Here is a 23,009-nt window from a genome sequence, read left to right as displayed (position 1 = left end):
TGTGATAGGATTCGAACCTACGACCCCTTCGCCCCCAGCGAAGTGCGCTACCAAGCTGCGCTACACACCGACCGAAGTTGGGCAGTTTACGGAATTTATTTTTGTTTGCAACGCTAAATCGAGCTAATTAGTTCTGGTTGCACATTCCTTAGCCAAGATTGGCTTTTTATTCCTAAATTTGGGGTTTTAATTTTGTTTTGGCCGAAACAGCTCAAATTTTTGTAATTCACTAACAGAGAAATAATCACTTGGACCGCCTCCGCGCATAACAGGCTGCATCGCGGCTGTATCGTAGATCCCTTTTTTTAGGGCCGATTGCTCAATATGCACGCCCACCACTTCCCCTAATACCATCCAAGATTGACAATCTTCTCCTTTGGCAGTCTGCAATTGAATCACTTGGGAGGTTTTACATTCCATCACCACAGGACTCTGGGCAACATGAGGTACATCGATTATCTTGGATTGCCCTTTAGCAATATTGGCAAGTTCAAATTCATCAACATCACAACCGACTTGCGCACTGGTTTGATTCATAGAGCCAGCGAGAGTGCGGGAAACTAAATTCCAACAAAACTCTCCGGTGTCAGCTGCATTTTTAACGCTGTCCTTATAACCCAAACTTGAGAAGCCGATAATGGGAGGGTGATAATTAAATGCATTAAAAAAGCTATATGGTGCGAGGTTAACATGACCATCTACACTTTTACTGGATATCCAACCGATTGGCCGCGGCGCAATAATGGCATTAAACGGATCATGCTCTAATTGATGTCCATTCTTTGGTTGGTAAAAATGCGCATTGTTTGGCACAAAGTCCCCTTTTTAGATATTAAAATCTTAGGTGATTCGTTAAGACTTATCGTCTGCACTAATGCGACTGGCTGTTGCGCCAGATTGATCTTTATATTTTGCATCAACTCTGGCGTTATAGGGTTTTTCGGCAAAGTCAGATAACACTTCAAAACTAATAGCGCCTATCTTCATACCGGGTTTCAGGGCCAGTGGCAACTTACCGCTATTAAAAAACTCTAAGACAATATTGCCCGACCAACCGGGATCGATTCTATGTGCCGTCACATGCACCATTAGCCCTAATCGTGCTAATGAGGAACGGCCATCTAGCCAGCCCACTATATTAGCCGGCAAAGTCACCGATTCTTGGGTGACCGCTAAGGCTAATTCACCAGGATGTAGAAAAAAGGCCTTATCGTCAGCAATTTCAATTTCATCACTCATCACTGTATTAAGTGCCGCTTGCACTTCGGCTTTTGGGCCGCTTAAATCGATAAAAGGCGCGTGATGATCTTCAAATACCCGAAATTTATTGCCTAATCGAATATCCACAGTCACACCGCTTATTTCTGCATAATCAGGTTGTGGAGATATGCTTATTTTGCCATCTAATAGGTGTTGGTAGATGTCTTTGTCACACAATCGCATAGAAATTTGCTCGTTTATTAGTGGTGTAATCTTGGTCACAGACCTGATTAATTTTTTGCCTTAGTCATAAGCTAATATTGTGCAGTTTGTCAGGCCAATTGTCGATAGTTGTAGTTAATTGCATAGCCGTACTGACAAATAACCTGCTCTGGCACAATTTTATCCCAATGAATCAGAATTTCGTAATGCAATTTAGGCGTATTTTCGCTACTATTTGCGGCCTTTTTTACAATCCAACGAAACCAAAGCCACCATGCCCGAACAAACTCGCAAAATTCTTGTTACCAGTGCCCTTCCCTATGCCAATGGCTCTATTCATTTAGGTCATCTTCTTGAGCATATTCAAACCGATATCTGGACAAGATTTCAACGAATGCGTGGCCATAATTGCTATAGCGTATGTGCAGACGATGCCCACGGTACCCCTGTTATGCTTAAAGCACAGCAGCTTGGTATTACCCCTGAACAAATGGTGGCGCAAACCCGCGACGAACATCATCAAGATTTAGTGGATTTTGGGGTTAATTATGATAATTACCATGTCACTCATTCTGATGAGAACAAAGAATTGTGTGAGTTGGTATATAACCGCTTAAACGATGCGGGTTTTATCAGTAAACGCACTATTAGTCAGTTGTACGATCCTGAGAAAGAAATGTTCTTACCGGATCGCTTTGTGCAAGGTACTTGCCCTAAGTGTGCTGCCGAAGATCAAAATGGTGATAGTTGTGATGTGTGCAGTGCCACTTACGATCCTACTGAATTGAAGAATCCACGCTCTGTGGTATCTGGTGCCGAGCCGGTATTACGTGACTCTGAACATTATTTTTTCGACTTGCCGCAGTTTCAAGATATGTTGCAAGACTGGTTACAAAGTGGCGCTATTCAACCCGAAATTGCCAACAAACTAAAAGAATGGTTTGAAGAAGGTATGCAGCAATGGGATATCAGCCGTGATGCTCCTTATTTTGGTTTTGAAATTCCTAATGCACCCGGAAAATTCTTTTATGTGTGGGTAGATGCCCCAGTAGGCTACATGGCCAGTTTCAAAAACTTATGTGACAAAAACGGCTTAGACTTTGATGAATATTGGAATAAAGACTCGAACGCCGAGCTCTATCATTTTATTGGCAAAGATATCACTTACTTCCACTGTTTATTCTGGCCTGCCATGCTGGAAGGTGCGGGATTTAGAAAGCCGACTGGGGTAAACGTACACGGTTTTGTGACCGTTAACGGTGCCAAAATGTCTAAATCAAAAGGTACGTTTATTAAAGGGCGCACCTATTTAGATCACCTTAACCCTGAATATTTACGATATTATTTTGCTTCAAAACTGAGCGACGCGGTGTCAGATATTGACCTTAACTTTGAAGATTTTGCACAAAAAGTGAATTCAGATTTAGTGGGTAAAGTGGTGAATATTGCCAGTCGCTGTGCAAGTTTTATTACTAAGCGTTTTGATGGAAAGTTATCCAACAACGTGCTTGAACCACAGCTCGTCGCAGAGTTTCACCAAGCACAAGCCAGTATTGCCGAGGCATTTGAAAAACGTCAATACCACAAAGCAGTACGTGAAATTATGGCTTTGGCCGATAAAGCCAACCAGTTTATTGATGCTAACGCCCCTTGGGTGACGATTAAAGACGAAACTAAACAGCAATTTACTCATGATGTTTGCTCCTTAGGTATCAACTTATTCCGCATTTTAGTGGTGTATTTGAAACCTGTCGTGCCTACTTTGGCCAGCCAATCAGAAGCCTTCCTAAACGATGAGCTTACGTGGGACAGCGCGCAAAGTGTCTTAACCGACCACCCCATCAATAAATTTAAAGCCCTGATGCAGCGGGTAGATATGGATAAAGTTAACGCCATGATTGAAGACTCAAAAGAAAATTTGGAAGCCCTTAATCAACAAGCCCCGCAAGTTGATGCTAACAGTCCTTTAGCCAAGGATCCCATAGCTGAAACCATCAGCTTTGAAGATTTTGCCAAAATAGATTTGCGTATCGCTCGCATATCGAAGGCTGAGCATGTAGAAAAAGCCGATAAATTACTTAGGTTAGAACTTGATTTGGGCGGCGAAACCCGTCAAGTGTTTGCTGGCATAAAGTCCGCTTATCAGCCTGAAGATTTGCAAGGAAAACTGACCGTAATGGTTGCCAATCTAGCCCCACGAAAAATGCGTTTTGGGATGTCTGAAGGCATGGTGTTAGCCGCAGGCCCCGGTGGTGAAGACTTATGGATATTAAACCCAGAAGAAGGTGCACAACCGGGTATGAAGGTTAAGTAATCGCCCGCCACAGTGGCTAATGGGTGTTAGCCACTCACTTGCTTTAGTTTAAAAACATACGAATCACAGAGTGATTAAAGCGTTGACTTCACAGAGAAACAGAAGAATAAGGTTTCTTTTCTCTGTGGTAAATCAACACTTATTTACTTGCTGGTTTCAGAGGTGCTTCAACTTGCATCACACCGTTTCTTACACTTGCGCCGACAGTGGAAAATTTTGTTTTAGTTTTCCATTTAGGTTTTATTATCGACAAAGGAATTTCTCGCTTTCTCGCCACTATTACATACATAGTGCTTAACCAAGGCAAATAGCGATAACACCAACTGCTCCATTTTGAAGCTTGGCTTAACTTTCGTTGTAGAAACAATTCGTTAAACAACAAATAATTCGTGTCAACTATTTCAAAGCCCAGCAATTGCAACCAATCTTTTACCCTAGCACAACTAAAAAAACGCGCATCGTGCAATATATTGCCTTTGTTAAAGGGTAAATATTTAAATAATCCACACAAACTAAAAGGATTAAACCCCGTTAGCACAAGATAGCCATTGGGCATAATGGCTCTGTCTATTTCTCTTAATATTTGATGAGGGTCTTTGGAAAAATCGAGCTCATGTGCCAACAAAAAGGCATCTACGCTATTTTCCCTCAAAGGCAAATCAACGGCAGTACCCATTACCTGAGTGGCAGTTTGTTCACTAGAGGTGATATTCACTTGATGTTTTATAGGGCAAGTAGCAAGCTCAATTTGGCTACTTAAATGCCCTAAGCGCACTAAATGGTAACCAAAAAACTGGTGGCTTACTTCAGCCATTTCTTTCTCAAGTAAACTTTTAATATCTGCACCTAACGGCAAATCTTGCCATCGCTCTGGTTTGCTTGGGTGCTTATTGATTAACGCCGGTTTCATAAAATTTATGTTACGCTAAAAGCAAGAAACTGTTAATCCTAATATTTCAAAGAGGACAGGCCCTTTGTCAGTAAACGTATTCCCAATTAGAGCTTTCGATGATAATTATATTTGGTGCTTGGCTAACCAAAGTCACTGCGTCGTTGTCGATCCTGGCGATGAGGTACCTGTTTTAGCCTACATCGAACAAAACCAATTAGTTCTGTCGGCTATACTCATCACGCACCATCATTGGGATCATACAGATGGCATCGATGCCTTAATTAATGCCTTCCCAGATATTCCAGTATTTGGGCCCAATAATCCTAAGATCAAGCAAGTTACGACTTCATTATCTGAAGGAGATAAGCTATCTCTGCCTAATATTGACTGTGATTTTTCGGTTCTAGAGGTACCTGGACATACATTAGATCATATTGCTTATTATGGTGAGGTTGGCCTATTTTGTGGAGACACACTCTTTTCGGCAGGTTGTGGACGCCTATTTGAAGGATCGCCACTACAGATGCATAGCTCGATAAAAAAATTAGGGGCACTTCCTAAGGATACCCTTGTCTATTGTACTCACGAATATACCTTGGCGAATATTGCATTTGCGGAAGCGGTTGAACCTAATAACCAAGCCCTAATAGATTATAAACAATGGGCGATTGAACAACGCAATCGCGATAGGCCAACCTTACCGTCTACTATAGGAAGAGAATTGTCTCTAAATCCATTTTTACGCTGTAGTAACAAAGAGTTAATATTAAACGTAAAACAACAAATGGGGACAGCATCGAAGTCAGAAAGTGATATCTTCGCATCTTTAAGAAGCTGGAAAGATAATTTTTAACAGGTAGAATAACTAGCATAATGACACCGCCTTAACAATTGGCCAAATGATAGGTCTAATATTTCAGCCTTTTGACCCACTCAAGTCAGTCGCAGACAATTATAAAAGGAAACACATTGCACTCACATATTCTTCTCTCAGTGGCCCTACTAGCGACCTTATCAGCTTGCAATATAGCACCCAAAAGTGAACAAGCCAGTCAGCTCGAACAAGAACACCAAATTGCCCAGCAAATTTTAGTTTCTTGTGAGCAGGACAATGAACTAGCAGAAAACCATCTTGATTGTGAGTCAGCTCAATCAGGCACTATACCTATTACTCATCCAGTTGAGATAGTCGAAATCCCCTTAGAAGTCCCCGAGGAAATCACTCAGGCCGACACCGCAACTGAATATGAAGACTTATGGCAAAGAGCCCGTTCGCAGTTTAGTTTTACTTTTGAAAACAATAAGCGCATAGCTGCGCAGCGAAATTGGTACCTTAAACACCCCAATTATATGCAGCGGGTCGCCAAGCGAGCCAAACCATTCTTGTATCTCATTGTTGAAAAACTAGAACAACAAAATATGCCATTAGAGCTAGTACTTTTACCTATAGTAGAAAGTGCCTTTGATCCCTTTGCTTATTCTCATGGCCGTGCAGCTGGGATGTGGCAATTTATCCCCTCTACCGGTAAACGTTTTGGAATGAAACAAACGTGGTGGTACGACGGTCGTCGAGACGTGATGGCTTCGACTCAAGGCACCATCAATTATATGAATTACTTAGTGAAGATGTTTGATGGCAATTGGCTCCATGCGTTAGCAGCATACAACAGTGGAGAAGGTCGTGTTCAAAGAGCCATACGAAAGAATCGAAAAGCCGGTAAAGCAACCGACTTTTGGCACTTAGACTTACCCAAAGAGACGCGCGCCTACGTACCTAAACTACTAGCACTTGCCGACATACTCAACAATAGTCAACAATATAACTTTCAATGGCCAAAAATTGACAATACTCCCATCACCCAAGAAGTCGAAATTGGATCGCAAATTGATCTTGCCTTAGCAGCTGATATGGCGGGATTAACAGTTAAAGAATTACACGCACTTAATCCTGGCTATAATCGCTGGGCCACTGATCCAAACGGACCGTTTAATTTATTGTTGCCCGTAGATAGAGTGAGTCAGTTTTCCACTGAGCTTGCCAAAACCGATAGTTCACAACGACTGAATTGGGTAAGACATAAAGTAAAAGGTGGGGATAGTTTATTAAAACTTGCCAAAAAATATCACACTAGTACTGAAATCATCAGTAAAGTAAACGAGCTAAAAAGCAATGTGATTATTGCTGGAGAGTATCTCGTCATTCCTGTAGCACTGAAATCCCTAGATGCCTATTCTCTTTCTCAAGAGCAGCGTTTAGCGAAAACCCAATCCAAAAAAAGCGGGGCTTATAAGCTAAACCACACAGTAAAAAGTGGCGATACGTTTTGGGATATCAGTCGACAGTATAAGGTTAACTTACGAAACTTAGCTAAATGGAATGGTATGGCGCCAACCGATACGCTTCGTTCAGGCAAAAAGTTGGTTGTTTGGGTCAATAAAATCAGTAAAAATCAACGTAAAGACGCAGTAATGAGAACCCTAACCTATACCGTTCGCAATGGTGATTCTTTGGCACGTATTGCTAATAAATTTAAAGTAAAGCTTGCTGATCTACAAAAGTGGAATCAAAGTAAGCTAAAGAAATACTTACAACCAGGACAAAAATTAAAAGTATTTGTTGATGTAACCCGCACCTAATTACTGTTTAAGTTCACTGATGCTTAAATTTAGTTACGCCAAGCTTAAATCTAGTCACGAAGGGCCATGGATAATGGTTGACTTGTTGATGCTTGCCTTACTGCTGATTAATTTGATCTGGCTGTTATTTGATAGCTTATATGCTACTCAAGGCTTTAGGTCTATTCTGTCAAATGTTAGTCCCAGCTTTACCTTAAGTTATGCTCAGGTTCACGAAAATTTCACCCTGTATGACTTAGCTTTTATTGGTATTTTTCTTAGCGAATTTTGTGTCCGTTGGGCAGTTGCATTGTTTCGTAAAACCTATATGCGTTGGTATTTTTTTCCATTTATCCACTGGTATGATTTAGTGGGATGTATTCCCTTGGGCGGTGCAAGGATTTTTCGTTTCTTACGGATTTTTTCAATTCTTCATCGTCTTCAAAAGTATCAGATTATCGACTTACGTAGTACCGGCCTATATCGATTTTTCATGTTTTACTACAATGTTTTTGTTGAAGAACTGAGCGACAGAATTGTGGTAAAAGTTTTGTCAGATGCTCAAAAAGATATCGCCGCTGGTTCGCCATTAATAGATGATATTAATCAACAGGTTATCTCCACACGTTTACCGGTTTTAAACCAATGGTTAGCTTCAGTTATGGTGCATGTTGGTGAAACAATAGAACAGGATACAAATAACGATTCAGTGCGCTCCCATGTTCAGAAGAGTGTCGGCAAAGCGGTGCGTGGCAACTCACAGGTTGCTCTGTTGAAACGTGTACCAGTTATGGGTAGCACCATAGAAAGTACCCTAGAACAGTCGGTCACAGACATTGTCACCCAATCTATTGTTAACTTATTAAAAGATATCACCCCTGAAAAAATTGATGATTTTGTTGAACATGGGATTGGTCGCTTTTCAAGCGAAGATCATCAATTAGATCAAGAGGTACTATTGATTGTAAATGAATGTTTGGAACTAGTTAAACACCACGTGTCCCAGAAGCGTTGGAAAGATTCACTGTAAAACAGCCCCAAAAAGTCTCGAGGCTGTATTAAACACTTTTAGCCGCGGCGCCAAGTAGTGCTACCGGCACTGTCTTCGAGCACAACATTTAACGCGTTTAACGCATCTCGCGCCGCATCTGCCGCTGCCCAGTCTTTATTGGTACGAGCCTCATTACGGGCGGTAATTAGGGCTTCAATTTTCGCCACATCATCCTGTTCGCCATTTGCTGAGCCTTGCAAGTAATCATTAGGGGATTGTTGCAAAATTCCTAAAATATCGGCTAGCTTTACCATTACCCCAGCTAAATCAGCAGCCTGTTTTGGCTCAGCCTTATTAATGTCTTTGGCTAAATCAAACAACACAGCAAAGGCTTCGGGTGTATTAAAATCATCATCCATCGCTTTGTTAAAGCGCCCTTGATAATTCCCCATTGCGATATCCACCTGCATATTCGGTGTCACATCCCGTAAAGCGGTGTATAAGCGCTCTAACGAAGCTCTAGCTTGTTGAATAAAACTATCTGAATAACTCAATTGGCTGCGATATTGCGCTGACATCAAGAAATAGCGCACGGTTTCTGCGTCATATATATCCAGCACATCACGCAAGGTAAAGAAGTTGCCTAAAGATTTAGACATTTTTTCTTGATTGACCTGCACCATACCTGTGTGCATCCAATAATTCACATAAGGCGTGTCAAAAGCACAGCATGATTGTGCGACTTCGTTTTCGTGGTGAGGGAAGATTAAATCAGAGCCGCCACCGTGAATGTCAAAATGTTCGCCTAAGTGCTTATGATTCATCGCAGAACATTCAATATGCCAACCTGGGCGACCATTGCCCCAAGGTGACGGCCAAAAGGGCTCATTCGGTTTCGCAGATTTCCACAACACAAAATCTAACGGATCGCGCTTTTCACTATCGACCTCAACACGAGCACCAGAATTTAACTGCTCTAAGTCTTGTTTGCCTAGCTTGCCGTAATCGCTGTAAGTATTGACTTCAAATAACACATCGCCACTTGGCGCTTGGTAGGCATAGCCTTTATCAATAAGACGTTGGATAACACTAATAATTTCTGGGATGTGCGTAGTCACCCTAGGTTCAATATCTGGCTCAATTAAACCAATCGCGGCAAAATCCTCATGCATGTTAGCAATAGTTTGCTCAGTCAATTGTTCTGTAGATATGCCTTGTTCTATTGCTCGGGTAATAATTTTATCGTCTACATCCGTAATGTTACGCACATAATTCACTTCATAGCCCCGAGAGCGCATATATCGCACCATCAAATCAAAACTCAAATAAGTGCGAGCGTGGCCAACATGGCACAAGTCATAAACTGTAATGCCACAAACATACAATCCCACCTTACCTGCTTGCAATGGTTTAAATTGCTGTTTTTGACGGGTTAGTGTGTTGTATATATGTAACATTGAATCAGGATCCTGTGATGAATGAGTAATAAAAAAGAATGCTTAAAAACCGGATTCTATCATCGAGAAACCTAAGCTGCATCTTTCAATCACAGTTAAAGCCTTAAAAAACCGGTGTATTTACGCTAGAATGTTGTAGTTATTTCTCAACTGCATATTTAAGGATCTTTTTAATGGTTAAAATCCATACAAATTATGGCGTTATCACCCTATCATTGTTTGCTGACAAAGCCCCAATCACTGTCGCCAACTTTTTAGACTACGTGAAGGAAGGCTTTTACGACAACACTATTTTTCATCGGGTAATTGACGGTTTCATGATCCAGGGTGGCGGCTTTGAACCGGGTATGGAACAAAAAGAAACCAAAGCAACCATTCAAAACGAAGCTAACAACGGTATAGCCAATAATCTTGGCACAGTGGCAATGGCGCGTACCAACGAACCCCACTCAGCTACAGCACAGTTTTTTATTAATGTAGGCGACAACAGCTTCCTAAATTTTCGCAGTGAAAGTACCGATGGGTGGGGCTACTGCGTATTTGCAGAAGTATCAGAAGGCATGGACGTGGTTGAAAAAATTAAGGCTGTATCAACCGGCAACTCTGGCTACCATCAAGATGTACCAGTAGAAGATGTAGTTATTCAAAAAACTGAAATAGTCGAATAATATCAAAGGGGTCAGAGCATTTGATTCTCTGACCCCTTGGATTTCGATCACCTAGTTCAATATTCAATGACTTTAACTTCACACGTGCCATTTACCTATTTCATTGCTGATCTGCATTTATCTGCCGACAGAAACGACATCAACCAATGCTTTTTTACGTTTTTGCGAGAACAAGCGCCACATGCCGATGCTCTATATGTATTAGGTGATTTGTTTGAGGTATGGATTGGCGACGATGATAAAAATGATTTTACTTCTAGTATTGCTAAGGCATTTAACACCTTAAACCAATCCGGTATTCCTGTGTATTTTATTCACGGTAATCGAGACTTTTTAATCCGTGAACGCTTTGCAGAGCAAGCGGGGATCACCCTACTACCAGAACAACAAGTTATCGACTTATACGGTGAGCCTACCCTTATCATGCATGGAGATGAACTGTGCACTAAGGACATTGAATATCAAGCATTTCGTAGAAAAGCCCGAAGTTGGTGGTGGCCAAGACTAATGTTAAGTCTACCTTTATCTCTACGGCGTAAGCTTGCTTCAAAAGGACGCGCTACCAGCAAACAAAAGCAAGCCAAACTTAGTCAAGAGATTATGGACGTTACGTCAGATGAAGTGATAGCCTTTATGCGTAAGTTTGACGTTAAAAGGCTAATCCATGGTCATACACACAGACCGGCTATCCATGAGTTAGAAGTTGATGCGATCCCAGCACAACGGATCGTTTTAGGCGACTGGTATGAGCAAGGAAGTCTACTTAAGGTATCAAGAGAGAGTATCGAATTGGTGTCTTTGCAGCTCTAATAAATCAGCTAGATTACAATACTAAAATTGTCGCGCTAACAAATAAATACCAGAAAAATCGTGGCAAGATAAAATGAGGTATAAAAATAAGAGGGAAATCAAATAGCGAGGATCTTAACAAGTAGTTTGAAAAGATCCGGCTCAAAGTACGAGCCTAAATCGCTAGTTTTTATGCGGTTCTTTTTATAAAGGAACTACTTTATTGGCACAAGGACCTTTTTGACCTTCGCCTACTTCAAACTCAACAGCTTGGCCGTCAGTTAAAGTTGCGTAACCGCCACCAGCTTGAATTTCTGAATGGTGAACAAACAAATCTTTGCTACCATCTTCTGGAGCGATAAATCCGAAACCTTTATCTGCATTGAACCACTTTACTGTACCTTTACTCATTTTGTGCTCTCTTCTAATAGTGAAATAGTTTAATTCCACCTGCGCTATCACCATTACACAAGCGGATATTGAATATCTTGTATAGCTTAACAGCTTAATTACAAAATGTCGGAATAATTTGAACTTTATCGTTTAAATCACTGCAGCCAACTCGGCTCCTTGTCTAATAGCCCGTTTTGCATCGAGTTCTGAAGCCACATCCGCTCCGCCAATTAAGTGAGTTTTGATGTTTTTATCTTCTAGGCCTTGCTGCAATTCTCGAAGGGGCTCTTGCCCTGCACACAATATTATGTGGTCTACATCCAAAATCTGGGGCTTTTCGTTCACTTCGATATGTAAACCTTGATCATCTATTCGTACATAATTCACACCTGCAATCATTTGTACTTGTTTCTTTTGCAGCGCAAAGCGGTGGATCCAACCGGTAGTTTTGCCTAATCCTTTACCCACTTTAGTGGTTTTACGTTGCAGTAACAGTACTTCTCGAACTGGCTCTTCCACTGTAGCGGCTTTTAAAGCGCCAGCTTGATTGTACTCTTTGTCAATACCCCAGCTTTGTAACCATTGCTCGGGTTGAGTAGTTAAGGACTGCTCTTCAACTAAAAACTCCGCCACGTCAAAGCCAATGCCCCCAGCCCCAATTATGGCGACTTTTTTGCCAACGGCTTTGTTGTCTCTTAGCACATCAAGGTAATTCATGACCTTGGGATGCTGTATACCTTCTATATTCACTTCTCGCGGGCTAATACCTGTGGCTAATATAACTTGATCAAAATTAGCTTCGGCCAAGGACTCCACACTTTGTTGGCTTTCAAGATGGAGATTAACCCCTGTCACGTCCAGGCGTTTTTTGAAATAACGCAGGGTCTCAAAAAACTCTTCTTTACCGGGAATACGCTTAGCGTAATTAAACTGTCCGCCAATTTCTGTGCTTTTCTCAAACAAGTGAACTTCGTGTCCGCGTTCTGCAGCATAACAACTAAAGGCCAACCCAGCGGGGCCTGCGCCCACTACGGCCAGCTTTTTCTTATGAGTGGTGAGCGGAAAATTAAGCTCAGTTTCGTAACCCGCTCGCGGATTCACCAAACAACTGGCGCGTTTACGCTCAAAACCATGATCTAAACAGGCTTGGTTACAGGCTATACAGGTATTAATTTCGTCGCTTTTGCCCTGCTGGGCTTTACGTACAAAATTTTCGTCTGCCAAAAATGGCCTAGCCATAGACACCATATCAGCCTGACCGCTCGCCAATATGTTTTCAGCTATTTCAGGAGTGTTGATTCTGTTGGTGGCAATTAGCGGAACGCTAACCTCACCTTTCATCCGTTCAGTTATCCAACTAAATGCGCCTCTTGGTACCATAGTGCCTATAGTAGGCACTCTTGCCTCATGCCAACCAATACCCGTATTAATAAGTGTGGCACCTGACTGTTCAATCAGTTTCGCAAGGGCGACAACTTCGTCCCAATTACTGCCTCCTTCTACCAAATCAAGCATAGATAGACGGAATATAATGATAAAATCGCTGCCCACCTTCTGCCTAACCCCATTGACGATTTCAATGGCAATCCGCGCGCGATTCTCAAAACTGCCGCCCCATTCATCATCTCTTTGATTAGTACGAGGACATAAAAACTGGTTAATAAAATAACCTTCTGAACCCATTATTTCGACGCCATCGTATCCAGCCTGTTTTGCCATAGCCGCACAAGTGGCATAGTCATTGATGGTGCTAATAATGCCTCTTTTCGAAATAGCCTTAGGCTTAAAGGGATTGATTGGCGATTTAATAGCTGAAGGCGCCACCACAAATGGATGATAGCCATATCGCCCGGCATGTAGAATTTGCAGACAAATTTTACCTTGATGTTGATGTACTGCCTCAGTAATCACTTGATGTTGTTTGGCATGTTTTTTATTACTCATACGCGCAGCAAAGGGTAATAACCAACCTTGGCGATTAGGGCTCACTCCACCCGTTACAATTAGACCTGCCCCTCCCGCGGCCCGCTCTGCATAAAACGCAGCCAATTTTTCTAGGCCATGTTTTTCTTCTTCTAGTCCTAAGTGCATGGAACCCATTAATACGCGATTGGGCAATTGCGTAAAACCAAGATCAAGAGATTCAAATAAGTGCGGATAGTGCGGGTTGTTCTTCATTTTAATAATGCTTTATTTTTTGCGTCTGCCAGCAAGTTTATCCTAAAAAAAATACGGGTAAATGAGAATGTTACAAAAAATTACATTTGAAAATGTTCACCATGGCTATTTTTAGATAGGATGCGATATTATTTTTTAACAAGTGTGCATACCTATTATGTCTTCAGGAAATAGTTGGACGAAGTCGTTGTTTGTCGGTTTATGGACCGCCCTTAATTTTAGTCGTAATTTATTCTTCAATATTATCTTTATTGTTATTGTTCTAGCCTTTGCTTCGGTATTATTAAAGGATGATAACAAGATTGCCATACCCACCAATTCAGCTCTAGTACTGAAATTGGAGGGTAACTTAGTGATACAGAAAGAAGCCGTTGATCCTTTTACAGAGTTTATGCAAGAAGCCTTTAAGCAACAGGACGACAACCCAGAAGTTTTATTGCAAGATGTCTTATTAACTCTCGAAAATGCGAAACAAGATAAGCGAATTAAAGCACTGGTTTTAGATCTACACGGTTTAGGTAGTGCAGGTTTAGATAAACTTGAGCAAATCGCTGTCGCCTTAGAAGGCTTTAAAGAAAGTGAAAAACCTATCTATGCCATTGGCGATTACTACACTCAAAATCAATATTACCTTGCCAGCCGTGCCGATCATCTATATCTAAACCCTATGGGTAACATGATGTTTGAAGGATATGGACGTTATGGTATGTATTATAAGTCCGCTTTTGAAAAGCTTAAAGCTGAAACCCACGTATTCAAAGTAGGCACTTATAAATCAGCCGTTGAGCCTTATCTTCGCGATGACATGTCAGATGCAGCTAAGGAGGCAAACAAGGCTTGGTTAACGGCAATGTGGACTCAATACAAAACCAGTGTTGCCACAGCTCGTGGTTTGAACGTCAATGATTTTGATGAAGAACTCGACGCTTTCTTAGAAAAATTTGAGCAATCTAATGGTGATTTTGCTCAATACGCCTTAGATTTTGGCTGGGTTGATGCCCTTAAAACTCGGGAGCAAGCCCTGCAAGAAGTTGTCTCTGTGGTAGGAGAAAACAAAAGTGGCATGGGATTTAACGGGATCAGCTACAAAAACTATCTAAAAGTGATCAACCCTGCATTACCAATGTTATCTAACGATATGGATAAGGTGGCGGTAGTTGTTGCAAAAGGTACAATCTTAAATGGCAGCCAAAAACCCGGACAAATAGGCGGCGACAGCACCGCAAAATTACTACGTAAGGCAAGATACGACGACTCAGTCAAATCCGTTGTGCTTTATGTTGACTCGCCTGGTGGTAGCGCATTTGCATCTGAAATCATTCGTCAAGAAGTTGAAAACTTGCAAGCCATTGGCAAACCTGTAGTAGCAGTTATGAGCACCTATGCTGCCTCTGGAGGTTATTGGATATCTGCCGGTGCCGACAAAATCCTGGCCGCTCCTAGCACTATTACCGGCTCAATAGGAATATTTGGTATGTTCTTCAGTTTTGAAAACACCCTAGATTATTTAGGGGTACATACCGATGGCGTAGGAACCACCGAATTCGCAGGTTTAGGGATCACTAAAACACTTAACCCAAAAGTCGCTGCCATTATGCAAAGAGGCATTGAACATGGTTATGATCAGTTTATTTCATTGGTTGCTGATAAGCGTGAAATGAGTAAGGATCAGGTCGACCAAATCGCCCAAGGGCGAGTTTGGATTGGTGAAACAGCCTTAGAAATAGGTTTAATAGATGAATTAGGTTATTTAGAGGACGGTGTAAAAGCGGCGGCTGAACTAGCTAATTTAGACACCTACGATACCCAATATATCCAAAAGCACTTATCTAAAAGTGAATTGTTCTGGAAGCAGTTTTTTCAAAACGTTAGCCTCTCCTTTGAAGGTGCGTTCACTGCAGAAAAATCCAGTGCTATCCTTAGCATTGTCAATGAGTTAACCGCAGATATTGAAGCTGTCGCAAAACTGAATGATCCTAAGGGTGTGTACGCCTTTTGCTTGGCTTGCGAGTTATAATTTTTTCAATAATCGACAAACAAAATCCCGAGCATAGTCGATATGCTTGGGATTTTTTATAACTTTAATCCAACTTTAAAAAGAGCAAGCAGCTTTGTTATTGGCCCCACAACAATTGGTTATTGATAAAGTAGCGTGCTGTATTGCCCGGGCTTCAAGGTACTTTAAGCAAGACTTTGATGTCCCTGAAATAAGTTTTAATCAAAGGGGAAAAATTGCCGGTTGTGCTAGGCTGCAAACCAATGAGCTACGCTTTAACCCAGTATTGCTGGCTGACAATACATCTGTATTTTTAGAAGAAGTGGTGCCCCATGAAGTGTGCCACCTACTAGCCTTCCAAATTTACGGCAAAGTCAAACCCCACGGTAAGGAGTGGCAAGCACTCATGATTGAGTTGTTTCAACTCGAACCAAAAACCTATCATAAAATGGACGTACACAAGGTAGCTGGTGAGATGTTTAGGTATCAGTGCCAATGTGGTCCGGTTGATTTGAGTCTAAGGCGACACAATAAAGTCATCAAAGGTAAACAGCAATATATATGCAGACAATGTAAAACCACGCTTCTGCTCGATTCAAACCATCATTTACTTTTAAGTACTACATAAGATTGTTGCTAAAACCAACTTTTGGTAAAGGCTTTGTCTAATTCATCAAAAGCTGTTTTTAAAAGCCTAGCCAGCTCTCGGTATTCAGGCTTAGATTTGGGAGATTGTAGCGCACAGCCTTGCATTTGCATTTTGTAGTGGATGTCTAAATACCAGCCTTTTAAGGACGGGGGCAGCATTTGCTTGGAGCGATGCCCTAACCACATCAAACCTTGAACAGGTAGCGATAAAAATAACGCCCCAACTGCCAAAGCTTGTGGCAGCTTGTCGTATCCTTGTAGATTAACCAGAACAGCAACAGTCAATACAGACAAAGCCGGCATAACCTTGATAGAAAACTTGGTAGCGGAAATTACACGGCACTCAGGAAACATGCCGTACAATTGAGGTTGCATTGGCCAAATTTGCATATATTGCTGTCCTGCTTTCACCATGGCTGTAATAGATTGCGACAAGCTCATAACTCCTACATAAATCTCAAGTATATTCTAGCGATTAAATCTGATGATCGCTAAGATTAAAATTTAGTTTTTCTGCAACATTGAAACTAAATCACATGCCCTCATCTCTAGGCCAATGAATCAAAAAATTCTTATACCATTCGATATAATAATGTTAAATATATTTGGAGAGTTAAATGTCCCAACCGAGACACGTTAAACTACTTATTTTGGGTTCTGGCCCTGCGGGTTATGCTGCTGCAGTATATGCTGCGCGCGCGAATTTAAACCCAGTACTACTCACAGGGGTACAACAAGGTGGACAATTAACCACTACTACTGAGGTTGAAAACTGGCCAGGAGATCCTGAAGGACTAACCGGACCAGCCTTAATGGATCGCATGCAAAAACATGCTGAAAAGTTCGATACAGAAATTATTTTTGATCATATCAACAAAACTGACCTATCTAAGCGTCCATTTACCTTAACGGGTGATCAAGGCACTTATACCTGTGACTCACTCATTATTTGTACTGGTGCTTCTGCTAAATATCTGGGTATGGAGTCAGAAACGGCCTTTATGGGTAAAGGTGTGTCAGCATGTGCAACTTGTGATGGTTTTTTCTATCGGAACCAAAAAGTAGCAGTAGTGGGTGGCGGTAATACTGCTGTTGAAGAAGCTTTATATTTATCGAATATTGCATCTGAAGTGCACGTTATTCATAGACGGGATTCATTCCGAAGTGAAAAAATATTGGCCGACCGTTTAATGGAAAAAGCCAAAAATGGTAATGTGGTTTTACACTTAGATCGTCAATTAGACGAAGTATTAGGTGATGATATGGGTGTTACAGGTGTTCGCATTAAAGACACCCAATCTGACGCAACTGAAAACATCGATGTAATGGGTGTGTTTATTGCAATAGGTCACCAACCCAATACCGGCATCTTTGAAGGTGAGCTTGAAATGAAAGACGGCTATATCAAAGTTCAAAGTGGCACCGAAGGCAATGCCACTCAGACTAGTGTTGAAGGTGTATTTGCCGCTGGTGATGTCAGTGACCATATATACCGTCAAGCTATCACTTCTGCTGGAACAGGCTGTATGGCAGCCTTAGACGCAGAAAAATTCTTAGACGCGCAAGAGTAAATTGGCTTTCTAATGTATCCCGATATGAGTAATACCAGTCAGTTGTACTGACTGGTATTTCTTGCTCACTCTTATACCATGAAATATAAGTCTCTCATTGCAACAATTTATCTATGCTCACCTTAACAAAACTCGACAATCAACTTATCTTTCCCCACCCAGAGATAGCGCATCGAGAGCCTAATGGGTTATTAGCTTTTGGTGGAGATCTCAGTCCTCAGCGCTTAATGTTGGCGTATTCGATGGGCATATTCCCTTGGTTTAGTGACAACGAACTTATTATGTGGTGGTCACCCGACCCTCGAGGCATATTGCCCTTAGATCAATTTAAATGCAGTAAAAGCCTCAAAAAGTTTGCCCGTAACTGCCAATATCACATCACTATCAATCATGCATTTAATCAAGTTATAGATACATGCGCTACTATCCCTCGAAACGACTCCGGTACTTGGATCACCCAAGAGATGATTAACGCCTACAAAAATCTGCACAATTTGGGCCATGCCCATTCTGTTGAAGTTTGGCAACAGGATAACTTAGTAGGTGGCTTGTATGGTGTCGTAACTGGCAAAGTATTTTGCGGTGAGTCAATGTTTCATAAAGCTACAAATGCGTCCAAATTGGCAATGCTGGCGTTAGTCAATATGCTTAAGACACAGGGTGCAAAGTTTATTGATTGCCAAATGCAAAATTCACACTTAGCCAGTTTAGGATGTATTGAGGTGCCGAGATCTCAGTTTTTAGGTATGTTGCAACAGCATAGGTCACAAGCATTTGCTCCTTCCCTTTGGCACCCACAAACACTTAACCTGAATCAATGGCTGTAACATGACCATGAAATTCGGCATTACCCCAGCCTCTACGTGCAACTACTTGCCCGATCAAGATGAACAAATTTTAGTGTTTATGAGTGAAACACCACCCACAAAGATCGATTACGACTTATTGATCAGTGCGGGTTTCAGGCGCAGTGGAACCCAAGTATATCGACCCCATTGTAGCGCTTGTAACGCCTGTGAGCCCATTCGTCTGCCGGTTAGTGAGTTTGTACCGTCTAAAAGTCAAAAACGCATAATAAAGCGTAACCAAGACCTAAGAATACTCATTAGTGAAACGGACAAACCAGAATATTATCCTTTATATGAAACCTACATCAATCAACGCCATAACGACGGTAGTATGTACCCCGCTACTCTAGAGCAATACCAAGGCTTTATATTGAGTCCATGGGACAGTGCGTTATTTATTGAGATGTATATAAATGACGAGCTTATAGGTGTAGCCGTCACCGACAACCTTCCTTCTTCGCTATCCGCTTTGTATACTTTTTTTGCACCGAAACAACAACAACGCTCATTGGGAACCTTTGCGATTTTACAACAAATCGAACTTGCCAAGTCCCTAAATAAGCCTTTGTTATATTTAGGCTATCAAATAGATAGCTGTCAAAAAATGAGCTACAAACAGAATTTTTTGCCTCACGAGCGCTTTTTTGACAATAAATGGCAACTAATTACAAAAAAAACGGGGTAAAGCTTTACACTCGCCACCTTATTGGGCAAAATCTGCGCGGCATTTTTAGACACTTATTTTATTGATTAGAGGTAACAGAGTTAGATGGCGAAAGAAGATTGTATTGAAATGGAAGGCACTGTGTTGGATACCCTTCCAAATACTATGTTTCGTGTTGAATTGGAAAATGGTCACGTAGTTACTGCCCATATCTCAGGCAAGATGCGTAAAAACTATATTCGAATATTAACTGGCGACAAGGTTACAGTAGAACTGACACCTTATGATCTATCCAAAGGTCGTATCATCTACCGCGCAAGATAATAAGCTATTCTTTAATTTTGGATTTATTGATTCAAATGTGGATTTTAAAGAAACAAAAAAACCGATATTGTTAAATATCGGTTTTTTTATGAGTAGTCTATTTAATACTCACCTGTTTAAATTAAGTACGGCTAGGTGTTGAGCGCCGCTGGTTTTTCTTTATTGTCCGAGAAAAACTCAAAATTCAATTCGTCATTTTTCAGGGATATTTTCACACTACCGCCCTGACTCAAACGTCCAAATAATAGCTCATGGGCAAGTTCTTTCTTAATATGCTGTTGAATAACCCTAGCCATAGGCCGTGCCCCCATATTTTTATCATAGCCTTTTCCACCCAACCAATCACGGGCTTTGCTAGTTACCTCAAGTGATACACCTTTGTTATCTAGTTGCACTTGCAGCTCAACAATAAATTTGTCTACCACTTGCAAAATAACCTCTTTATCAAGATGGTTAAACCATACAGTGGCATCTAGCCGGTTTCTAAATTCAGGCGTAAAAATTTTCTTAATTTCAGACATGGCATCATGGCTATGATCTTGCTGTTTAAAGCCAATAGAAGTACGAATAGTCTCTTGAACACCTGCGTTTGTGGTCATCACTAACACCACGTTTCTAAAGTCTACTTTACGACCATTATTATCGGTTAATGTACCGTGATCCATCACTTGCAATAATATGTTGTAAATATCGCTATGGGCTTTTTCAATTTCATCTAACAAAATCACTGAATAGGGGTTTTTGATCACTGCATCGGTTAACAGTCCACCTTGATCGAAGCCTACATAACCTGGAGGCGCGCCAATCAAACGGCTCACCGCATGGCGCTCCATGTACTCAGACATATCATAGCGTAGCAGTTCAACGCCCATGACTTTCGCCAATTGAGCCGTGACCTCTGTTTTACCTACACCAGTAGGACCTGCAAACAGGAAATTACCTATAGGTTTGGTTTCATTGCCTAAACCAGAGCGAGATAAACGAATAGCGTCAGTTAAAGTATCAATAGCCTCGTCTTGACCAAATACCACCAACTTCAAATCACGATCTAGATGCTTAAGCACTTGTTTATCAGAAGCCGATACAGATTTTTCTGGGATACGGGCAATCTTAGAAATGATATGTTCAATGTCGGTAACACCTATAGTCTTTTTACGCTTTGAAGCGGGTAATAAGCGCTGACTCGCGCCTGCTTCATCAATAACATCAATGGCTTTATCCGGTAAATGACGCTCATTAATATATTTAGCCGATAACTCAGCGGCCGCACGGATCGCCTTATGAGTAAAACGCACACTGTGGTGGGCTTCATAACGAGACTTCAACCCCATTAAAATTTTAGTGGTATCACCAACGGTAGGCTCGATTACATCCACCTTTTGGAAACGACGGGCTAATGCACGGTCTTTCTCGAAAATACCTTGGTATTCTTGATAAGTGGTAGAGCCCATACAACGTAGTTCGCCACTGCTCAACTTGGGTTTAAGTAAATTCGAGGCATCCATCACACCGCCAGAAGCTGCACCGGCACCAATAATGGTATGTATCTCATCTATAAATAGAATGGCGTCTTCGCACTCTGCTAATTCTTTTAAAATACCTTTAAGGCGTTTTTCAAAATCGCCTCGATACTTAGTACCTGCTAGTAATGCCCCCATATCTAATGAGTAAACAGTAGCCTGTGCAATCACTTCGGGCACTTCTTTATTCACAATTCGATAGGCTAAACCTTCCGCGATAGCGGTTTTACCTACTCCTGCTTCACCTACCAACAACGGATTATTTTTGCGACGACGACATAATACTTGGATACTACGCTCTAATTCACTATCGCGACCGATAAGGGGATCGATTTTGCCGTCTTTGGCACTTTGATTCAGGTTAGTTGAATATTTGTCCAGCATAGACTCGGCTTCGTCTTGTTCGCTGATTTCATCTTCACTCTCACTATGAGCTGTAGACTCGTCATCCACTTTTGATACCCCATGTGAAATGTAATTCACTACATCTAAACGGGTCACATCAGATTTTTTAAGGATATATACGGCCTGAGACTCTTGCTCACTGAAAATAGCCACCAAGACATTGGCGCCTGTAACTTCCTCTTTACCAGAAGATTGCACATGAAAAACCGCCCGTTGCAATACTCGTTGAAAACCAAGAGTGGGCTGAGTTTCTCGCTCATTACCTTGCTCATCCAATAACAATGGCGTGGTATCTTTCACAAAGTCGGTGAGCTCTTGTTTAATTGACTCAATATTGGCACCACAGGCCTTCAATGCATCTTTAGCCGAATTATTATCAAGTAACGCTAGAAGGAGATGCTCAACCGTCATAAATTCGTGACGATGCTCTCTGGCAAATATAAACGCTTCATTTAGCGTTTGTTCTAAATCTTTATTTAACATAATTGTGCCCTCTTACTACTAGCCTATTCGATGCTGATATTTTTCTCAACGCATTCATCACGCTTGCTCCATGGTACACATCAGTGGATGTTGGTGTTGTTTTGCATACCGACTGACCTGCATCACTTTAGTTTCCGCTATTTCTGCAGTATATATGCCACAAACAGCCCTTCCATGATAATGAACGGTCAACATAATTTGTTGCGCTTTTTCACCATCCACATTAAAAAAACGCATCAGTACCTCAATGACAAAATCCATAGGTGTATAGTCATCATTGTTTAATAACACTTTATACATTGGAGGAGGTGCGTCTTTCTTCTTAACGGCGTCGATGTCTTTTTGGCGCTCAATATCGATGATGTTGTCTTTACTCATAGTCCACTTGCTTAGTCAAAATACTGAAATAAAAGTTGTCAATGGGTCTAATTTTAACGAAATATCAAATTCACCTTGACAATAACAGGTTAAAAAACCTACATTTTCATTAGACGGTTGTATTGAGTAGTTAACATGTCTTTCCCTAAGGTTAAGTGTGGGGGCAAAGTGGTATTAGTTCAAGGGATTAAAAGGAAGCAGAAGTATGGCAGTCGGAAAAGTAAAATGGTTCAATAATGCCAAAGGTTTTGGGTTTATCGTACCAGATGATGGCGGTGAAGATATCTTCGCTCATTATTCAACAATACAAATGGAGGGCTATCGCTCTCTCAAGGCAGGCCAAGAAGTAAAATATGAAGTGCAGCAAGGTCCTAAAGGACTACATGCAGAGAATATTGATTTCAAAGGTGAGCCTGAAAGATAAGATTTTTATCTTTGATAATAAAAAGCAG

Annotated in this window: 22 protein-coding genes; 13 read left to right on the top strand and 9 right to left on the bottom strand. The window is 41.3% G+C overall.

The annotated features are described in order from the left end of the window. Window positions 1–186: 186 nt before the first annotated feature. Window positions 187–813: a flavin reductase family protein gene (locus Q0688_RS13575; protein WP_299077565.1), complete on the bottom strand. Its 627-nt coding sequence runs from the start codon at window positions 811–813 to the stop codon at window positions 187–189. 39 nt (window positions 814–852) lie between these two features. Then, window positions 853–1,443, bottom strand: coding sequence for a dCTP deaminase (gene dcd, locus Q0688_RS13570; RefSeq protein WP_299077562.1), 591 nt, complete (start codon window positions 1,441–1,443; stop codon window positions 853–855). 253 nt (window positions 1,444–1,696) lie between these two features. Between dcd and metG the strand changes: the two genes are divergently transcribed. Further along, window positions 1,697–3,736 carry a methionine--tRNA ligase gene (gene metG, locus Q0688_RS13565; RefSeq protein WP_299077559.1) on the top strand — a complete coding sequence of 680 codons (2,040 nt, stop codon included), beginning with the start codon at window positions 1,697–1,699 and terminating at the stop codon, window positions 3,734–3,736. A gap of 139 nt (window positions 3,737–3,875) precedes the next feature. On the opposite strand, the gene Q0688_RS13560 is transcribed toward metG, so the two are convergent. Further along, window positions 3,876–4,646: a methyltransferase domain-containing protein gene (locus Q0688_RS13560; RefSeq protein WP_299077556.1), complete on the bottom strand. Its 771-nt coding sequence runs from the start codon at window positions 4,644–4,646 to the stop codon at window positions 3,876–3,878. A 64-nt stretch (window positions 4,647–4,710) separates the two neighbouring features. Between Q0688_RS13560 and gloB the strand changes: the two genes are divergently transcribed. The 3 genes from gloB to Q0688_RS13545 all read left to right on the top strand — a co-directional run bounded on the left by gloB (window position 4,711) and on the right by Q0688_RS13545 (window position 8,274). Beyond that, window positions 4,711–5,481: a hydroxyacylglutathione hydrolase gene (gene gloB / locus Q0688_RS13555; protein WP_299077553.1), complete on the top strand. Its 771-nt coding sequence runs from the start codon at window positions 4,711–4,713 to the stop codon at window positions 5,479–5,481. 116 nt (window positions 5,482–5,597) lie between these two features. After that, a complete protein-coding gene (locus Q0688_RS13550) occupies window positions 5,598–7,265 on the top strand; it encodes a LysM peptidoglycan-binding domain-containing protein (protein ID WP_299077550.1) in 1,668 nt (555 codons plus the stop codon). 19 nt (window positions 7,266–7,284) lie between these two features. Further along, window positions 7,285–8,274 carry an ion transporter gene (locus tag Q0688_RS13545; RefSeq protein ID WP_299077547.1) on the top strand — a complete coding sequence of 330 codons (990 nt, stop codon included), beginning with the start codon at window positions 7,285–7,287 and terminating at the stop codon, window positions 8,272–8,274. A gap of 38 nt (window positions 8,275–8,312) precedes the next feature. Here Q0688_RS13545 and cysS read toward each other — a convergent pair whose 3' ends face one another. Further along, on the bottom strand, window positions 8,313–9,692 hold the full coding sequence (gene cysS, locus Q0688_RS13540) for a cysteine--tRNA ligase (RefSeq protein ID WP_299077544.1): 1,380 nt from the start codon (window positions 9,690–9,692) through the stop codon (window positions 8,313–8,315). 173 nt (window positions 9,693–9,865) lie between these two features. Here cysS and Q0688_RS13535 point away from each other — a divergent pair, with 173 nt between their 5' ends. Both Q0688_RS13535 and lpxH read left to right on the top strand, forming a co-directional pair. Beyond that, complete coding sequence (locus tag Q0688_RS13535) at window positions 9,866–10,360, top strand: peptidylprolyl isomerase (RefSeq protein ID WP_299077540.1); 495 nt, start codon at window positions 9,866–9,868, stop codon at window positions 10,358–10,360. 66 nt (window positions 10,361–10,426) lie between these two features. Then, window positions 10,427–11,170: a UDP-2,3-diacylglucosamine diphosphatase gene (lpxH, locus tag Q0688_RS13530; RefSeq protein ID WP_299077538.1), complete on the top strand. Its 744-nt coding sequence runs from the start codon at window positions 10,427–10,429 to the stop codon at window positions 11,168–11,170. A 183-nt stretch (window positions 11,171–11,353) separates the two neighbouring features. On the opposite strand, the gene Q0688_RS13525 is transcribed toward lpxH, so the two are convergent. Together Q0688_RS13525 and Q0688_RS13520 are read right to left on the bottom strand one after the other, a co-directional pair. Then, window positions 11,354–11,560 (bottom strand): cold-shock protein, encoded by a 207-nt coding sequence (locus Q0688_RS13525; RefSeq protein ID WP_007618104.1) that lies wholly within the window; start codon window positions 11,558–11,560, stop codon window positions 11,354–11,356. Between the two features lie 132 nt (window positions 11,561–11,692). After that, a complete protein-coding gene (locus Q0688_RS13520) occupies window positions 11,693–13,720 on the bottom strand; it encodes an NADPH-dependent 2,4-dienoyl-CoA reductase (protein ID WP_299077535.1) in 2,028 nt (675 codons plus the stop codon). A gap of 157 nt (window positions 13,721–13,877) precedes the next feature. Here Q0688_RS13520 and sppA point away from each other — a divergent pair, with 157 nt between their 5' ends. Then, complete coding sequence (gene sppA / locus Q0688_RS13515; RefSeq protein ID WP_299077533.1) at window positions 13,878–15,737, top strand: signal peptide peptidase SppA; 1,860 nt, start codon at window positions 13,878–13,880, stop codon at window positions 15,735–15,737. A 94-nt stretch (window positions 15,738–15,831) separates the two neighbouring features. Beyond that, window positions 15,832–16,344 (top strand): SprT family zinc-dependent metalloprotease, encoded by a 513-nt coding sequence (locus tag Q0688_RS13510; protein ID WP_299077530.1) that lies wholly within the window; start codon window positions 15,832–15,834, stop codon window positions 16,342–16,344. 8 nt (window positions 16,345–16,352) lie between these two features. Here Q0688_RS13510 and yfbV read toward each other — a convergent pair whose 3' ends face one another. Beyond that, window positions 16,353–16,799 (bottom strand): terminus macrodomain insulation protein YfbV, encoded by a 447-nt coding sequence (gene yfbV / locus Q0688_RS13505; protein ID WP_299077527.1) that lies wholly within the window; start codon window positions 16,797–16,799, stop codon window positions 16,353–16,355. A gap of 182 nt (window positions 16,800–16,981) precedes the next feature. Here yfbV and trxB point away from each other — a divergent pair, with 182 nt between their 5' ends. The 4 genes from trxB (at window position 16,982) to infA (ending at window position 19,771) form a co-directional block, all read left to right on the top strand. After that, on the top strand, window positions 16,982–17,935 hold the full coding sequence (gene trxB / locus Q0688_RS13500) for a thioredoxin-disulfide reductase (protein ID WP_299077524.1): 954 nt from the start codon (window positions 16,982–16,984) through the stop codon (window positions 17,933–17,935). Window positions 17,936–18,048: 113 nt separating this feature from the next. Then, window positions 18,049–18,762, top strand: coding sequence for a leucyl/phenylalanyl-tRNA--protein transferase (gene aat, locus Q0688_RS13495; protein WP_299077521.1), 714 nt, complete (start codon window positions 18,049–18,051; stop codon window positions 18,760–18,762). Between the two features lie 7 nt (window positions 18,763–18,769). Further along, a complete protein-coding gene (locus tag Q0688_RS13490) occupies window positions 18,770–19,468 on the top strand; it encodes an arginyltransferase (RefSeq protein ID WP_299077576.1) in 699 nt (232 codons plus the stop codon). Between the two features lie 84 nt (window positions 19,469–19,552). Continuing rightward, window positions 19,553–19,771, top strand: coding sequence for a translation initiation factor IF-1 (infA, locus tag Q0688_RS13485; protein WP_007618153.1), 219 nt, complete (start codon window positions 19,553–19,555; stop codon window positions 19,769–19,771). Window positions 19,772–19,902: 131 nt separating this feature from the next. Here the strand turns inward: infA and clpA are convergent, their stop codons facing one another. After that, window positions 19,903–22,179, bottom strand: coding sequence for an ATP-dependent Clp protease ATP-binding subunit ClpA (gene clpA, locus Q0688_RS13480; protein WP_299077518.1), 2,277 nt, complete (start codon window positions 22,177–22,179; stop codon window positions 19,903–19,905). A 57-nt stretch (window positions 22,180–22,236) separates the two neighbouring features. Beyond that, window positions 22,237–22,557 (bottom strand): ATP-dependent Clp protease adapter ClpS, encoded by a 321-nt coding sequence (gene clpS / locus Q0688_RS13475; RefSeq protein WP_299077515.1) that lies wholly within the window; start codon window positions 22,555–22,557, stop codon window positions 22,237–22,239. A gap of 205 nt (window positions 22,558–22,762) precedes the next feature. Here clpS and cspD point away from each other — a divergent pair, with 205 nt between their 5' ends. After that, window positions 22,763–22,981 carry a cold shock domain-containing protein CspD gene (cspD, locus tag Q0688_RS13470; RefSeq protein ID WP_007619891.1) on the top strand — a complete coding sequence of 73 codons (219 nt, stop codon included), beginning with the start codon at window positions 22,763–22,765 and terminating at the stop codon, window positions 22,979–22,981. Window positions 22,982–23,009 lie beyond the last annotated feature (28 nt).

Source organism: uncultured Paraglaciecola sp., from assembly GCF_937123705.1.
Lineage (GTDB): Bacteria > Pseudomonadota > Gammaproteobacteria > Enterobacterales > Alteromonadaceae > Paraglaciecola.
The sequence above is the reverse complement of the archived record's forward strand: the minus strand, read 5'-3'. Positions and strand labels throughout refer to the sequence as shown.

What these genes read in the sequence shown, in the direction of transcription:
- dcd (WP_299077562.1), bottom strand. Translation starts at nt 1,443, where the DNA reads ATGCGATTGTGTGACAAAGACATCTACCAACACCTATTAGATGGCAAA.
- metG (WP_299077559.1), top strand. Translation starts at nt 1,697, where the DNA reads ATGCCCGAACAAACTCGCAAAATTCTTGTTACCAGTGCCCTTCCCTAT.
- Q0688_RS13560 (WP_299077556.1), bottom strand. Translation starts at nt 4,646, where the DNA reads ATGAAACCGGCGTTAATCAATAAGCACCCAAGCAAACCAGAGCGATGG.
- Q0688_RS13545 (WP_299077547.1), top strand. Translation starts at nt 7,285, where the DNA reads ATGCTTAAATTTAGTTACGCCAAGCTTAAATCTAGTCACGAAGGGCCA.
- cysS (WP_299077544.1), bottom strand. Translation starts at nt 9,692, where the DNA reads ATGTTACATATATACAACACACTAACCCGTCAAAAACAGCAATTTAAA.
- Q0688_RS13535 (WP_299077540.1), top strand. Translation starts at nt 9,866, where the DNA reads ATGGTTAAAATCCATACAAATTATGGCGTTATCACCCTATCATTGTTT.
- lpxH (WP_299077538.1), top strand. Translation starts at nt 10,427, where the DNA reads ATGACTTTAACTTCACACGTGCCATTTACCTATTTCATTGCTGATCTG.
- Q0688_RS13525 (WP_007618104.1), bottom strand. Translation starts at nt 11,560, where the DNA reads ATGAGTAAAGGTACAGTAAAGTGGTTCAATGCAGATAAAGGTTTCGGA.
- Q0688_RS13520 (WP_299077535.1), bottom strand. Translation starts at nt 13,720, where the DNA reads ATGAAGAACAACCCGCACTATCCGCACTTATTTGAATCTCTTGATCTT.
- sppA (WP_299077533.1), top strand. Translation starts at nt 13,878, where the DNA reads ATGTCTTCAGGAAATAGTTGGACGAAGTCGTTGTTTGTCGGTTTATGG.
- trxB (WP_299077524.1), top strand. Translation starts at nt 16,982, where the DNA reads ATGTCCCAACCGAGACACGTTAAACTACTTATTTTGGGTTCTGGCCCT.
- aat (WP_299077521.1), top strand. Translation starts at nt 18,049, where the DNA reads ATGCTCACCTTAACAAAACTCGACAATCAACTTATCTTTCCCCACCCA.
- Q0688_RS13490 (WP_299077576.1), top strand. Translation starts at nt 18,770, where the DNA reads ATGAAATTCGGCATTACCCCAGCCTCTACGTGCAACTACTTGCCCGAT.
- infA (WP_007618153.1), top strand. Translation starts at nt 19,553, where the DNA reads ATGGCGAAAGAAGATTGTATTGAAATGGAAGGCACTGTGTTGGATACC.
- clpA (WP_299077518.1), bottom strand. Translation starts at nt 22,179, where the DNA reads ATGTTAAATAAAGATTTAGAACAAACGCTAAATGAAGCGTTTATATTT.
- clpS (WP_299077515.1), bottom strand. Translation starts at nt 22,557, where the DNA reads ATGAGTAAAGACAACATCATCGATATTGAGCGCCAAAAAGACATCGAC.
- cspD (WP_007619891.1), top strand. Translation starts at nt 22,763, where the DNA reads ATGGCAGTCGGAAAAGTAAAATGGTTCAATAATGCCAAAGGTTTTGGG.